Here is a 14,159-nt window from a genome sequence, read left to right on the forward strand (position 1 = left end):
GATAAACCGAACAGTGGCGCGCCGCGATGGCCAAAATTCAACTCACTTCGGCGGAACGCGACTTGGCGGCCCCCCGCCTGCCCCTGTGCTCAGTACACGTCCCGCACGTACCGCTTGTCGGCCGCGAGCTGTTTGACGTAGGCCGCCGCCTCCGGCTCGGCGAGGCCGCCGTGCACGACGGCGACCTCCCGCAGCGCCCGGTCGACGTCCTTGGCCATGCGGGAGGCGTCGCCGCAGACGTAGAAGTGGGCGCCGTCCCGGAGCCAGGACCAGAGCTGGGAGCCGTGCTCGCGCATCCGGTCCTGGACGTAGACCTTGGCGCGCTGGTCGCGGGAGAACGCGGTGTCGAGCCGGGTCAGGGTGCCGTCGGCGCCCAGTTCGGCGAGTTCCCGCTCGTAGTAGTGGTCGGTGGCCCGGCGCTGTTCGCCGAAGAACAGCCAGTTGGGCGCCCGGTGGCCGCGGGCCCGGCGCTCCTCCAGGAAGCCGACGAAGGGCGCCACTCCGGTGCCGGGGCCGACCATCACCATCGGGGTGGCGGGGTCGGCGGGCGGCCGGAAGTGCGGGGCGCGCTGGACGTGCACGGGCACCTCGGTGTCCGGGGCGGCGTCCGCGAGGAACGGCGAGCAGACGCCCTGACGGGGCCGGCCGGCCAGGTTCTCGTAGCGCACCACGGAGACGGTGAGGGAGACGAGGTGGGGGTCGGTCAGCGGGCTGGAGGATATGGAGTACAGCCGGGGCTGGAGCCGGCCGAGCACCTCGGCCCACTCCTCGGCGGCGGCCCGGATCCCGAACTCGGCGGCCACGTCGACCGCCTGCCGCCCCCAGGACCATTTCGCCAGCTCCCCCTTGTTGTCGGGGCGCAGCAGTTTGCGCAGCTCGCGCGGGTCGCGGGTGCGGTCGGCGGTGAAGCGCAGCAGGGCCGGGGTGACCCGGGTGATGTCGAGGTGCCGCAGCAGTGCCTCGCCGAAGGGCACCTCGCCGGCGGCGCCGGCCGGCACCGGGGTGCGCGCGTCGAGTCCGGTGACGGCCAGCCACTCCGCCACCAGGTCCGGGGAGTTGAGCGGCCGTACGCCGAGGGCGTCGCCCGCCTCGTACTCCAGCGGGGTGTCGCTGTCGCGGGTGTCGAAGGTGAAGCGCCGGACCTCCTTGCCGGAACCGGGGAGGCTCAGCAGCCGGTTGCCGGTGAGACGGGCGGTGACGGGGGCGGGGCGCTTGGGGCGGGAAGGGGCAAGGGTCGGGGTCGTGACCGGGGCCGGTGCCGAGGCCAGTGCCGGGGCCGGTGCCGGGGCCTGGTGGTCCGTGCCGTCCTTGAGGGCGGTGAGCACCTGGTCGAGCCATGCCTCGGCCTGCGGCTCGTAGTCCGGTTCGCAGTCGGTGCGGGGCGCCAGCCGGACCGCGCCGAGGGCGTCCATACGGTCGTCCAGACGCCGTCCGTGCCCGCAGAAGTCGTCGTAGGAGGAGTCGCCGAAGGCCAGGACGGCGTACCGACGGCCGGTCAGGCGGCCGGTGTCGAGGGCGGCGAGGCCGTCCCAGAAGCCGCTGCCGTTGTCGGGGGCGTCGCCGTCGCCGAAGGTGCTGGTGATCAGCAGCAGGTCGGCGCCGGCGGGCAGGGCGGCGGGGTCGGCCTCGTCCATGGCGACCAGGGAGGCCGCGTGGCCGCCCGCGGTGAGCCGGGCGGCGGTGGTGGCGGCGAACTCCTCGGCGTTGCCGGTCTGCGAGGCCCACAGGATCACCACGCTGCGGCCGGGGGCCCGTTCGGACGCCGCCGGTACGGGGGCCGGGCCGGTGCGGGAGTACATGCCGGCGAGGGTGCCGTTGACCCACAGGGCGTGCTCGGGGCTGAAGGGCGCGTCCGGGGGCAGGACGGGGACGCCGGGGGCGCCGGCCGGGATGCCCGCGAGGAAGCCGACGAGGTACTGGCGCTCGGGTTCGGTGAGCACCGGCGGCGGGGCGGGGGCCAGCCCGAAGACGGAGGCGGCGGCTGACGCGGCGGCGGGCTGGACGGCGGCGGTCTCCAGGGCGGTCGGGGTGACCGCCGTGACGGGCACCGTCGGCTGCACGGCGACCGGCGTGGACACCTTCGTCAGCGACACCGCGCACACCTTCAGCTCGGGCTGGAAGGAGAGCGGGTCGACGGCGTCGCTGGTCACGGCGTTGACGCTGAGGTACTCGCCGAACAGGTCGTTCCAGTGGAACGGCGCGAAGCAGCAGCCGGGCAGCACCCGGTCGGTGACCACGGCGGGCAGCACCGCGCGCCCGCGCCGTGAGGCGACCTCGACCGAGTCGCCGTCGGTGACGCCGAGCGCGGCCGCGTCCCCGGGGTGGATCTCGACGAACGGGCCGGGGTCGAGCTTGTTGAGCTTGGCGACCCGGCCGGTCTTGGTCAGGGTGTGCCACTGGTGCTGGAGCCGGCCGGTGTTCAGGACGAACGGGTAGTCGTCGTCCGGCATCTCGGCGGGGTCCAGATGCGGGCGGGCGTGGAAGACGGCCCGGCCGGACGGGGTGGCGAAGGTGAGCGTGCCGTCCGGGTTCACATACCGGATCGGGTTGCGGTCGGGTCCCTCGGCGGTGGCGGCGGGCCACTGGACGGGGGTCTCACGGAGCCGTTCGTAGCTGACTCCGCGCAGGTCGTAGCCGGTCTGCGGATTGTGGAACCGCTTGATCTCCTCGAAGATCTGCTCCGCGCTGTCGTAGGAGAAGCCGTCCTCGAAGCCCATCGCGCGGGCGACGGCGGCGATCAGACGCCAGTCGGCGGTGGCCTCGCCGGGCGGGTCGACGGCGGGGCGGGCCAGGGTGAGGTTGCGCTCGCTGTTGATCAGGACGCCCTCGGTCTCGGTCCACAGGGCGGCGGGCAGGACGACGTCGGCGTAGGCGTTGGTCTCGGTGTCGGCGAAGACGTCCTGGGCGACGACGAACTCGGCGGCCTCCAGTCCCTCGATGACGGTCCTGCGGTTGGCGACGGAGGCGACCGGGTTGGTGCAGATGATCCAGCACGCCCTGATCTCGCCGTCGGCCATCTTCCGGAACATCTCGACGGTGCCCTTGCCGACACCGTCGGCGCGGATGGTGCCGGGTTCGAGTCCCCAGATCTCCTCGGTGAGGGCGCGGTCGGCGTCGGCCAGCACCGAGCGCTGGCCGGGCAGGCCGGGGCCCATATAGCCCATCTCGCGGCCGCCCATGGCGTTGGGCTGGCCGGTGAGGGAGAAGGGGCCGCTGCCGGGGCGGCAGATCTTGCCCGTGGCGAGGTGCAGGTTGATCAGGGCGTTGGTGTTCCAGGTGCCGTGGGTGGACTGGTTGAGGCCCATGGTCCAGCAGCTCGTCCACTCCCCCGCCTCGCCGATCAGCCGGGCGGCCTCGCGCAGGTCGGCCTCGGGGACGCCGGTGATCGCGGCGACGGTGGCGGGCGGGTGGTCGGCGAGCAGGTCGGGCATCGCCTCCCAGCCCTCGGTGTACGCGGCGATGAAGCCGGGGCCGGTGTGGCCGTTCTCGTGCAGCAGGTGCAGCAGGCCGTTCAGGAGGGCGAGGTCGGTGCCGGGCGCGAGCTGGAGGAACAGATCGGCCTTGGCGGCGGTGGCGGTGCGGCGCGGGTCGACGACGATGAGCTTCGCGCCCGCCTTGACCCGGTCCATCATCCGCAGGAAGAGGATCGGGTGGCAGTCGGCCATGTTGGAGCCGATGACGAGGAAGACGTCGGCCCGGTCGAGGTCCTCGTACGAGCCGGGCGGTCCGTCGGCGCCGAGCGACAGCTTGTAGCCGGTGCCCGCGCTGGCCATGCACAGCCGGGAGTTCGACTCGATCTGGTTGGTGCGCAGATAGCCCTTGGTCAGCTTGTTCGCCAGGTACTGCGCCTCCAGGCTCATCTGGCCCGAGACGTAGAGGGCGACGGCGTCGGGGCCGTGCTCGTCCACGATCGCCCGCAGCCGCCGGGCCGTCTCGGCGACGGCCGCGTCCAGCGGGGCGGGCTCCGGTTCCTCGCCCCGGTCCGCGCGCACGAGGGCGGTGGTGAGGCGGCCGGGCGCGGCGAGCATGTCGGCGGTGGTGGCGCCCTTGGTGCAGAGCCGGCCGCGGTTCGCGGGGTGCGCCTTGTCCCCGGACGCCTTCAGGACCGTACGGCGTCCGTCGGGTCCGCTGCCGATGTCGAGGAGCATGCCGCAGCCGACACCGCAGTACGAGCAGACCGTGCGCACCTGGGCCACGGGCGACTCCCCTTCGTTCTGACGTCGTTCGTCCGACTTCGTTCGTCCGACTTCGTTCGTGTGACTTCGTTTCGGTGATCGGCCTGATGAGAGCCACTGTGACCGTACGAAGTGTGCATTACGCAGGTGTCTCCCGGACCGGCCGTCGGGGGTTAAGCGCCCCGCACAGCGGCAGGTGGGCGGGTGTGAGTCCTTTGCCATCCCTGGATGGCATGACCTCGTCAAAGCTGTCAGGCTTCCGACAGCCGTCGCTCCACCGTCAGGACAGTCACCGCGCGGCCGGCATCCCGGCCGCCGGAAAGGAGCCACGTGAGACCCACGCCCCGCAGGGCCCTCGCCGCGACCCTGCTCACGCTCGCCGCCACGGCCGCCCTGTCCCTCCCCGCCCCGCCGTCCGAGGCGGCCGCCGCTCCGCAGGCCGTCTGCACGCCCACCCAGTCCGTCGCCAACGGCGGCTTCGAGAGCGGCGCCGCCTCCTGGACCGCGTCCTCGTCGTCCCTGATCACCACCCGCGCCGGGCAGAGCGCCCACGGCGGCACCGGATACGCCTGGCTGGGCGGCACCGGCTCCACCCACACCGACACGCTCACCCAGAGCGTGACCGTGCCCTCGGGATGCGCCCGCGCCACCCTCTCCTTCTGGCTGCACGTCGACACCGCCGAGACGACGAGTTCCACGGCGTACGACAAGCTGACGGCGAAGATCGGCTCGACGACCCTCGCGACGTACTCCAACCTCGACAAGAACACCGGGTACACGCGGAAGTCCTTCGACGTGTCGGCGTTCGCCGGTCAGACCGTCACGCTCGCCCTCACCGGCACCGAGGACTCCAGCCTCCGCACCAACTTCGTCCTGGACGACATCGCCCTGGACACCGAGGACACCACGACCCCGCCCGCGGACGGCACCCGGACGCCGATCGCACCGTCGTACACCGTCTCCCTGAGCAGCGACAGCACCGGCACGGTGTGGACCGGGCATCAGAGCGCGACCTTCACCAACGCCTCCGCGACCCCGCTCGGCGAGGTCTATCTGCGGCTGTGGGACAACTACCACGGCACCTGCTCCGCGCCCCCGATCACGGTCACGGGCGTCACCGGCGGCACGGCGGGCGCGCTCTCGGTCTCCTGCACGGCGCTGCCGATCACCCTGGCCACGCCCCTCGCGCAGGGGCAGAGCGCCACGATCGGCTTCGACCTCGGCATCTCCGTGCCCAGCGGCGCCGACCGGTTCGGCCACGACGGGGCCTTCAGCTTCATCGGCAACGCGCTGCCCGTGCTGGCGGTGAAGGACGGCGCGGGCTGGCATCTGGACCCGTACACCAACAACGGCGAGTCCTTCTACTCGCTGGCCGCCGACTACCGGGTCACCCTCGACCATCCGAGCACCCTGCTGGTCCCGGCCACCGGCACCTCCGTCGACACACCGGGGTCGAGCGGCCGCACGGTCACCACCGCGACCGCCACGCAGGTGCGCGACTTCGCCTGGGCGGCCGGGCCGTTCAGCAGGATCTCCGGCACCTCGGCCGCCGGAACCCCGGTCAACGTCTACTCCGTCACCGGGATCAGCGCGGCCAGCGCCCAGTCGATGCTGACCACCGCCCGCACCGCCGTCGACGCCCACGCCTCCCGCTTCGGCGCCTACCCGTACGGCGAGCTGGACGCCGTCATCGACAACAACTTCTGGTTCGGCGGCATGGAGTACCCCGGGTTCGTCCTCGACCTGGTCAGCACCACCGCGCTCACCCATGAGATCGGCCACCAGTGGTGGTACGGCATCGTCGGCGACGACGAGTACACGAGCCCCTGGCTGGACGAGTCGTTCACCGACTACGCCACCGACCTGGCGCTCGGCAAGACCGGCGCCAACTGCTGGAACAGCGTGTCCTGGGCGTCCTCCGCCGAGAAGATCACCAACTCGATGGCCTACTGGGACACGCACTCCTCCCGCTACTCCACCGTCGTCTACGGCTACGGCAAGTGCGCGCTGCACGATCTGCGGCGGCTGATCGGCGACACCGCGATGGCCAAGCTGCTGAAGGACTACGCCACTTCGCACTGGTACGGCGTCTCGACCACGGCCGAGTTCAAGGCGGCCGCGCAGGCCGCCACGACGACTGACCTGACGTCGTTCTGGACGACGCACCGTATCGAGGGCTGAACGGGTCTGCCGGGCGGCACGGTTGGCGCCGTGCCGCCCGGTCCACCCGGTCCACCCGGTCCACCCGGTCCACCCGGTCCACCCGGTCCGACCGGCCCGGCTCAGGTCACGGCGTTCCGCTCGGGCGCCGGGTCGTAGGCGCCCGTCGTCACGATCTCCCGCAGGGAGGTCAACGCGTGCAGCAGGTCCGTGTGCGAGAGATGGAGCGCGTTGACGCCGAAGCGCAGCAGATCGGGGGCGCGCATGTCGCCGACGATCCCCCGGGCGGCGAGCGCCCGCACCAGACCGTAGGCGTGCGGATGACGCAACGACACCTGGCTGCCCCGGCGTTCGGGCTCGGCCGGGGTGACCGGCTCGAAGCCGAGACCGTCCAGCAGGGTGCCGGCGCAGTGCAGCAGGAAGCCGGTCAGGGACAGGCTCCTGGCGCGCACCTGGTCCAGGTCGAGTCCGTCGAAGACGGTGAGCGCGGCCTCCAGGCAGAGCAGGGAGAGCATCGGGGGCGTGCCGACGCGGCCCCGCGCGATCCCGGGGGCCGGGGTGTAGGTGTCGTGCAGTCCGAACGGGTCGGCGTGCCCGGTCCAGCCGGTCAGGGCGGGACTCCAGTGCTCGTGGTGGCGTGCGGCGACGTAGAGGAAGGCGGGGGCGCCGGGGCCGCCGTTGAGGAACTTGTAGCCGCAGCCGACGGCGAAGTCCACGCCCAGCGCGTCGAGTTGCACCGGCATCGCGCCGGCCGCGTGGCACAGGTCCCACAGGACGAGCGCCCCGGCGTCGTGCGCGGCCCGGGTGAGGGCGGCCATGTCGTGCAGTTCGCCGGTGCGGTAGTCGACGGGCGAGTAGCCGACCACGGCGACCCGGTCGCCCTCGGCGGCGAGCAGCTCCCCCAGGTCGGCGGGCCGCACCCGGCGCGCCTGAAGGCCCTGCCGGGCGGCCACCGAGTCGGTGATGTACCGGTCGGTGGGAAAGTGACCGGGGTCGGTGACCAGCAGGGGCCGTCCGGGGCGCAACGCGGCTGCCGCGCCCAGGGCGTTGTAGAGCTGCACGCTCGTCGAGTCGCCGACGAGGGTCTGCCCGGGGGCGGCGCCGACGATCCGGCCCACCGTGTCGCCGACCCGCAGCGGCGCGTCCCACCAGCCGTGGGTGTTCCAGGAGGCGATGAGGTCGGTGCCCCACTGGCGGCGCAGGACGTCGTCGAGGACGGGCGGGACGGCGGCGGGCAGCGGGCCGAGCGAATTGCCGTCCAGGTAGACGACGTTCTCGGGGAGCAGGAACCGGTCCCGCATGCCGGCGAGCGGGGCGCTGGCGTCCAACTCCTTTGCCATGAGGGCGAGTTCGTGGTGATGTGTCGGCGGCGCGCTGGTCATGGGTGCGGGGACTCCTCCGGTGCGGGCCGGGGTGCGGCGCTCTCGGTCCAGGGCGCGGACAGCCGGCGCAGGGTGTCGGCGACGGCGAGCGCGGCCGGGGCGCCCGGCTCGATCAGCGTGTAGTGCCCGGTGCCGGGCAGGACGACGGTCTCCAGGTCCCGGTGCACGGCCGCGTAGTCGGTGAACTGGGTGAGCGGGACCTCCTCGTCCACCTCGCCGTGCAGCAGCACCGTACGGACGCCGGTCGTACCGGCGCCCTTGAGCAGGGTCAGCGGGTCGACGGACGCCATCCGCGCCTCGAACTCCTCAGCTCCGCCGAGGAGTTGCAGCGCGGCGTCGTTGCTGAGCCGGTCCCGGCGGGTGGCGTCCAGGTCGGTCAGCGGGGCCAGGGCGAGGACCGCCGGGGGCAGGCGTGTGCTGTGCCAGGGCGACCCGGCCGGCAGCAGGGCGCGGGCGGCGCACCACAGCGCGAGATGACCGCCCGAGCAGTGCCCGGCCAGCACGTACGGCCGTCCCTCGGGGAGGGTGTCGACGATCCGGGCGATGTCGTCGAAGGTCTCGGGGTAGCCGCCCGCGCCGCCCGATCTGCGGAAGCCGGGGAGCAGCACGGAGAAGCCCTGCCGGCCCAGGTAGGCGGCGAACGGGGTGAGGTGCATCCGGTCGTAGCGCCAGTAGCCGCCGTGCAGCAGGATCACCAGCGGCGCGGCGGGGTCCTCGGCGGGCCAGGCGTCGTAGGTCTGGTGCGGATGGTCGCCGTAGCGGCCGTGGACGGGGGCCAGGACCGGCCGCAGCGACAGGACCCGGGTCTCCTCCTCGGCGGCGAACGCCGAGATCTCCCTAGATGTCACCGCGCACCGCCCACAGTTCGGGGAAGACGAGGCGGTCGGCGCGTGCCCGCAGGAAGTCGACGCCGGAGGAGCCCGCGCTGCCGGTCTTGGTGCCCATCGCGCGGCGCACCACCATGACGTGGTCGAAGCGCCAGCGGGTGACGCGTTCGGCGATGTCGGTGAGGAGTTCGCCGAGGGCGAGCAGCGGGTGGTGCTGCGGGCCGGTGTACACCTGCCGCCAGACGGCGACGACGCCGGGGTCGGAGGCGTAGGGCTGTGCGACGTCCCGCTCCCGGACGTGCTCGGGCACGGGCAGGCCCTGGCGGTGCAGATAGCCCAACACCTCGTCGTAGAGGGAGGGTTCGCGGTGGGCCTCGCGCAGTGCCTCGTGGACCGTCGGGTCGCCGCGGTGGGCGCGGACCAGGGCGGCGGACTTCTCGCCGAGCAGGAACTCCATGTGCCGGTACATCGCGGACTGGAAGCCGGACGCCTGGCCGAACGCGGCCCGGAAGCCGTTGAACTGAGCGGGCGTCAGGGCGGCGATGGGCTGCCAGGAGTCCACCAGGGCGCCGACCGCGCGGCGGCTGCGCACCAGGGCGTCGGTGGCGGCGTCCAGGTCGTCCTTGGCGAACGCGTCCCGGGCGGTGCGCCATTCGTGGACGATCAGGGTGAACCAGAGTTCCATCACCTGGGTGGTGACCAGGAAGCCCATCTCGTCGGCGGCCTCGGTCAGCGGCTGCTGGAGGGAGTTGAGGACCGAGGCGTGCACATAGTCGTCGTAGGGGCTCGCGCCGGAGAACGGCTGGACCAGCGGGTCGTCCGGTGACAGGTCCGCGAGCGCGGACGTGCCGTCGTTCATCGATGGCTCCTTGGGGCTTCCGCTCGGAAGAGGGTGAGGGCGGGGGGTGACCGGCCGGCGGGTCAGAGGCCGAGGTGGACGCCTCCGGTGGCGTCGATCCACTGGCCGGTCACCCAGCGGGCCTCGTCGCTCGCGACGAAGGACACCACGTCGGCGATGTCCGCGGGCGTGCCGAGCCGGCCGAAGACGGAGGCCGACGCCAGCGCCTGACGGATCTGCGGGTTCTGGAGGGTGGGGTTGATCTCGGTGTCGGTGAAGCCGGGCGCGACCGTGTTCACCGTGATCCCCCGGGGGCCGAGCTGGAGGGCGAGGGAGAGGGTGAGGCTGTCGAGGGCGGCCTTGGTCATCGAGTAGGTGGCGATCGCCGGGTAGGCGATCCGGGTGGCGCCGGAGGAGACGGTGATGATCCGGCCGCCGTCCCGGAGCCGGCCCAGGGCCCGCTGGAGGATGAAGTACGGCGCCTTGGTGTTGACGGCGAAGACGCGGTCGTACTCCTCCTCGGTGACGTGCTCGATGGGCTTGGGCAGGGTGATGCCCGCGTTGTTGACGACGATGTCCACCCCGGGCTCCTCGCCGCGCGCGGCCAGGGCGCGGTCGAAGGCGTCCCACAGGGCGGCGGCGTCGCCGGGGACGCCCAGTTCGGTGTGGACCGGGAAGGCGCGGCCGCCGGCCGCCTCGATCTCCTTCACCGTGCGCTCGGCGGCGCCGTGGTCGTGCCCGTAGTGCACGGCGACGAGCGCGCCCTCGCGGGCCAGGCGCCCGGCCACGGCCCGGCCGATCCCGCGGCTGCCTCCGGTGACCAGGGCGGTCCTGTCCTGGTGTCGTCCCGTGGTGGTGGTCAAGTGCGTGTCCTTAGCTGTCGGGTGTCAGGCGTCGAAGTCGAGCGTGAGGTCGGCGGTGGCGGGGCGGGCGCGGCAGGCCAGGGTGTAGCCGGCCGCGAGGTCCCGCGGGTCGAGGGCGTGCTGACGGCCGAGCGTCACCTCGCCGGAGACGACGAGGGCACGGCAGCCTCCGCAGACGCCGTCCCGGCAGGCGTACGGCACCTCGGGGCGGGCCCGGAGCACGGGGTCCAGCACCACACGGTCGCCGGGGGCCATCGTCACGGCGGTGGTCCGTCCGCCGATCACCGCGCGGATCCGGGAGGTTCCGGGGGTGGGCGCGGCGGGGCCGTGGTCGTCGGCGGGGCCGGGGAGGTCGCCGGGCGCGCCGTCGGCGGAGAAGAGTTCCCGGCGGACGGTCCCCGCGGGTGCGCCCCAGTCGGTGAGGGTGGTGCGCGCGGTCTCGACCAGGCCCCACGGCCCGCACAGGCTGAACGTGGTGGTGCGGCCGGGTCGGGCGTCGAGCAGGGTGAGCAGCCGGCGCAGCCGGTCCGCGTCGATCCGCCCGGAGAACAGATCGCTCTCCCGGCGCTCGCGCGAGAGGACGTACAGCGCGGTGAAGCGGTCGACGAACGCGTCCTTCAGCTCGGCGAGTTCGTCCGCCAGCAGGGCCGTGCCCGCCGTACGGGCGGCGTGCACCAGGGAGACCCGGCACCCGGGGTCGTCGCGCAGGGCGCCCGCGGCCATGGCGGCCAGCGGGGTGATGCCGCTGCCGCCGGCGATCAGCACATGGTGGGCGCCGGGGATCCGCGGGAGCCCGAACGTCCCGGTGGGCGGCGTGAGTTCGAGGGTGTCGCCGACGGCGAGGGCGGTGCGGGCGTGGGTGCCGAAGCCGTCGGGGGTGGCGCGCTGGATCACCAGGCGCAGGGCACCGGGTGCGCCGGGCGGCGGGCACACCGAGTAGGCGCGGCGCAGTTCCCGGCCGGGCCGACGGTGCCGTACGACGACATGCCGGCCCGGGACGGCCGCGAAGGTGGCGGCGAGGTCCGGGGGCACGTCCAGGGTGACGGCCACGGCGTCCTCGGTCAGCGGCTCCTTGCGGATGACGGTGAGCGGGTACCAGCCGGTGCGGCGCGGCTCGGTGTCCAGGGTGGTGGTCGTGTTCATGGAGGGGCGCCTCACACCGTGGCCAGGTACGGGAACGTCTCGCGGCAGGACGCGCACACCAGGACCGACTGACAGCGGGTCGGCCCGAACGGCGAGTGCGGGCGGGTGGCCCGGCTGCCGCAGTTCGGGCAGGGCGCGCCGAGACCAATGCGGACGGATGCCGGGGCGGAGGTCGGGCCGGGCGGGGCGATGCCGTGCTGGGCGAGCGCGCGCCGCCCGTCGGAGGTGATGCGGTCCGTGCTCCACGCCGGGGTCAGCACCTGGCGGACCCTGCCGTCCGGGTGCCCGCACTCCGCGAGCGTCTCCGCGAGGGCGGCGGCGATCTCGGACAGGGCGGGACAGCCGAGGAAGGTGGGCGTGAACTCGACCTCCATCCGGCCGTCCGGCGCCATGGACACGGCGTGGACGACACCGAGTTGGCCGAGGGTGACGAAGGGCAGCTCGGGATCGGGGACGGCGTCGATCCGGGCACGCACCTCGTCCACGGCGAGCGGTCGTCGGCCGGTCACCAGGTGCCTCCCGGGAACTGCCTTCGCACCGACTGGAGTTCCGTTATCAGTGGTCCGAACTCCTCCCCGTGCAACCCCTGTCGGCCGCCGCGCGCCTCCCAGCGCGGGGCGGGCACGGTCAGTCCGGCGCGCTCGATCACCGCGCCCACCCGCTCGCGCCACACCGGGTGCAGCGTCCGGGGCGACACGGCGGACCCGGCGGCGGACAGCCGTAGCGTCAGGTCGTCCTCGTCGAACAGCTCGGCGGTGTACGGCCACACGGCGTCCAGTCCGGCCCGCATCCGCCGGGCGCTCTCGGCGGTGCCGAGGCCCAGGCGTACGGTCCAGCCGTCGGCGTGCCGCCGGTGGTAGCCGACCTCCTTGGCGGCCCGGGCGGCACAGGCCGCGAGCCCCGGTTCGGTGCTGTCGGAGAGCGCCTCGTAGAAGAGCACGGCGTAGTGGCTGTAGGCGAGTTGGCGGGCGACGGTCATCGCGAAGTCGCCGTTGGGGAGCGCGGTGAGGAGCGTGTTGCGGAACTCCCGGTCGGGGCGGTCGTAGGCGAGGTCGTCCTCGGTGCGGCCGGTGCCGTCCAGGGTGCCGCTCAGGGTGAGCAGGGCGCGGGCGTGGCCGATCAGGTCGAGGGCGATGTTGGACAGGGCGAGGTCTTCCTCGATCGTCGGCGCCCGGGTGATCCACCCGCACAGGCGCTGGCCGAGGACGAGGGCGTCGTCGCCGAGGCGGAGGGCGAGGAGGGCGAGGTCGTGGTCCTCGCGGGTCTCAGTCGTCGGCATCGTGACCGTCATCGTCCTTGTCGTCTCCCCCGGTCATCGGCGCGAAGTGCTCTGGGTAGCGGTACGGCTTGTGGCGGGCGTTGCTGAAGAAGGGGTCGCGTTCGGCGGGGGACGCGGCGTGCACGTCGGCGGAGCGCACCACCCACAGGGACAGCGGGTCGCCGCGCCGGGTGTACAGGTCGCGGGCGTGTTCCAGGGCCATGTCGGCGTCGCCCGCCCGGACCGCGCCCACGTGCTGGTGGGAGAGGCCGCGGCGGGGCCGCAGGAACACCTCCCAGGACGGTGCCACGCCTTCCCTCTCCGTCTCCCGCTCCCTGCCGCCGCTCACAGCGCGGCCTCCGCCGTCTCCCCGGCGCGGGCCGCGTACGCGGCGGCGGCCTCGCGCACCCAGGCGCCGTCCTCGTGCGCGGCGACCCGGTGCGCGACGCGCCGGCGGGCGGTGTGGGAGTCGTCGGCGAGGGCGCCGCGGTAGGTGTCCCAGTCGACGGGCCCGAAGTCGTAGTGGCCGCGCTCCTCGTTCCAGCGGATGCCGGGGTCGGGGAGGGTCAGTCCGAGGCCATGCGCCTGGGGCACGCAGTGGTCGACGAAACGCTGGCGGAGTTCGTCGTTGGTGTGCCGTTTGATGCCCCAGGCGATGGCCTGCCGGGACACCTGGGCGCCGAGCGCGGCCGTGCGGGCGTCGGCGCCGCCGGCGAGCGTGTCGGGCGGCCCGAACATCAGCGCCACGGCGGGCAGCCACCAGCGGTCCACGGCGTCCTGGGCCATCTCCCGCTGGGCGGGGGTGCCCTCGCACAGGGCCTTCATCAGGTCGTAGCCCTGCCGGACGTGGAACGCCTCCTCCTGGCAGACCCGGCGCATCGCCCGCGCGTAGGGGCCGTACGACGTCCGGGTCAGCGGCGCCTGGTTGACGACGGCGGCGCCGTCCGTGAGCCAGGCGATGGCGCCGGTGTCGGCCCAGGTCAGCGCCGGGTGGTTGAAGGTGGCGGCGTAGCGCTGGCGGCCCTGGTGCAGGGCGTCGAGCAGGTCGGCGCGGTCGGCGCCGAGGGTCTCGGCGGCGGCGTAGAGGTAGAGGCCGTGGCCGGCCTCGTCCTGGACCTTGGCGAGGAGTACGGACTTGCGGTGCAGGGAGGGGGCCCGGGTGAGCCAGGAGCCCTCCGGCTGCATGCCGATGATCTCGGAGTGGGCGTGCTGGGCGATCTGCCGCAGCAGCATGCGGCGGTAGCCGTCGGGCATCCAGTCGCGCGGCTCGACGGTCTCGCCGGCCTCCAGGAGCGCCTCGAAGCGCGCGGTGAGCGCCGCTTCGGAGTCCATGATCGTCTCGGCCGTGTCCACCGTCACTCCTTCGCCTCGGGCCGTCCCCGGGGCGGACGGTCCGTGCTCCTGCGGACCTCCCCCGGGGGCTCTCACCGATAGAAGAGGCGGTGGACCGGTCCCGCTATCCCGGCCGCCCCTGGCAAGTCCGCGTGACACATGTCACCCGGGGTGCCGGGGA

Annotated in this window: 11 protein-coding genes; 1 reads left to right on the forward strand and 10 read right to left on the reverse strand. The window is 73.5% G+C overall.

Features of this window, described 5'->3' with window-relative positions; genetic code table 11:
• Positions 1-89: 89 nt before the first annotated feature.
• On the reverse strand, positions 90-4,148 hold the full coding sequence (locus tag G6W55_RS07355; RefSeq protein WP_217686657.1) for a molybdopterin-dependent oxidoreductase: 4,059 nt from the start codon (positions 4,146-4,148) through the stop codon (positions 90-92).
• A 357-nt stretch (positions 4,149-4,505) separates the two neighbouring features.
• Between G6W55_RS07355 and G6W55_RS07360 the strand changes: the two genes are divergently transcribed.
• On the forward strand, positions 4,506-6,356 hold the full coding sequence (locus tag G6W55_RS07360) for a M1 family aminopeptidase (RefSeq protein ID WP_175519988.1): 1,851 nt from the start codon (positions 4,506-4,508) through the stop codon (positions 6,354-6,356).
• Between the two features lie 101 nt (positions 6,357-6,457).
• On the opposite strand, the gene kynU is transcribed toward G6W55_RS07360, so the two are convergent.
• The 9 genes from kynU to paaA form a co-directional block, all read right to left on the reverse strand.
• Positions 6,458-7,717, reverse strand: coding sequence for a kynureninase (gene kynU / locus G6W55_RS07365; protein ID WP_175519989.1), 1,260 nt, complete (start codon positions 7,715-7,717; stop codon positions 6,458-6,460).
• A complete protein-coding gene (locus G6W55_RS07370) occupies positions 7,714-8,565 on the reverse strand; it encodes a S9 family peptidase (protein ID WP_175519990.1) in 852 nt (283 codons plus the stop codon). Before G6W55_RS07370 ends, kynU begins: the two co-directional genes overlap by 4 nt.
• Positions 8,555-9,403, reverse strand: coding sequence for a tryptophan 2,3-dioxygenase (locus G6W55_RS07375; protein WP_175519991.1), 849 nt, complete (start codon positions 9,401-9,403; stop codon positions 8,555-8,557). Before G6W55_RS07375 ends, G6W55_RS07370 begins: the two co-directional genes overlap by 11 nt.
• A 62-nt stretch (positions 9,404-9,465) precedes the next feature.
• Positions 9,466-10,245 (reverse strand): SDR family oxidoreductase, encoded by a 780-nt coding sequence (locus tag G6W55_RS07380; RefSeq protein ID WP_175519992.1) that lies wholly within the window; start codon positions 10,243-10,245, stop codon positions 9,466-9,468.
• A gap of 24 nt (positions 10,246-10,269) precedes the next feature.
• The gene (locus G6W55_RS39200; protein WP_175519993.1) at positions 10,270-11,388 is read right to left on the reverse strand and encodes a 2Fe-2S iron-sulfur cluster-binding protein; all 1,119 of its coding nucleotides are present in this window, start codon (positions 11,386-11,388) and stop codon (positions 10,270-10,272) included.
• 11 nt (positions 11,389-11,399) lie between these two features.
• Positions 11,400-11,897: a 1,2-phenylacetyl-CoA epoxidase subunit PaaD gene (gene paaD, locus G6W55_RS07390; RefSeq protein ID WP_175519994.1), complete on the reverse strand. Its 498-nt coding sequence runs from the start codon at positions 11,895-11,897 to the stop codon at positions 11,400-11,402.
• A complete protein-coding gene (gene paaC, locus G6W55_RS07395) occupies positions 11,894-12,667 on the reverse strand; it encodes a 1,2-phenylacetyl-CoA epoxidase subunit PaaC (protein WP_254876147.1) in 774 nt (257 codons plus the stop codon). Before paaC ends, paaD begins: the two co-directional genes overlap by 4 nt.
• Positions 12,654-12,956, reverse strand: coding sequence for a 1,2-phenylacetyl-CoA epoxidase subunit PaaB (paaB, locus tag G6W55_RS07400; RefSeq protein WP_175519996.1), 303 nt, complete (start codon positions 12,954-12,956; stop codon positions 12,654-12,656). The genes paaC and paaB overlap by 14 nt, the downstream gene beginning before the upstream one ends.
• 35 nt (positions 12,957-12,991) lie before the next feature.
• Complete coding sequence (gene paaA / locus G6W55_RS07405; RefSeq protein WP_175520239.1) at positions 12,992-13,978, reverse strand: 1,2-phenylacetyl-CoA epoxidase subunit PaaA; 987 nt, start codon at positions 13,976-13,978, stop codon at positions 12,992-12,994.
• Positions 13,979-14,159: the final 181 nt, after the last annotated feature.

The sequence above is a fragment of the Streptomyces sp. CAI-85 genome (genome assembly GCF_013363615.1).
Classification (GTDB): Bacteria; Actinomycetota; Actinomycetes; order Streptomycetales; family Streptomycetaceae; genus Streptomyces; species Streptomyces antibioticus_B.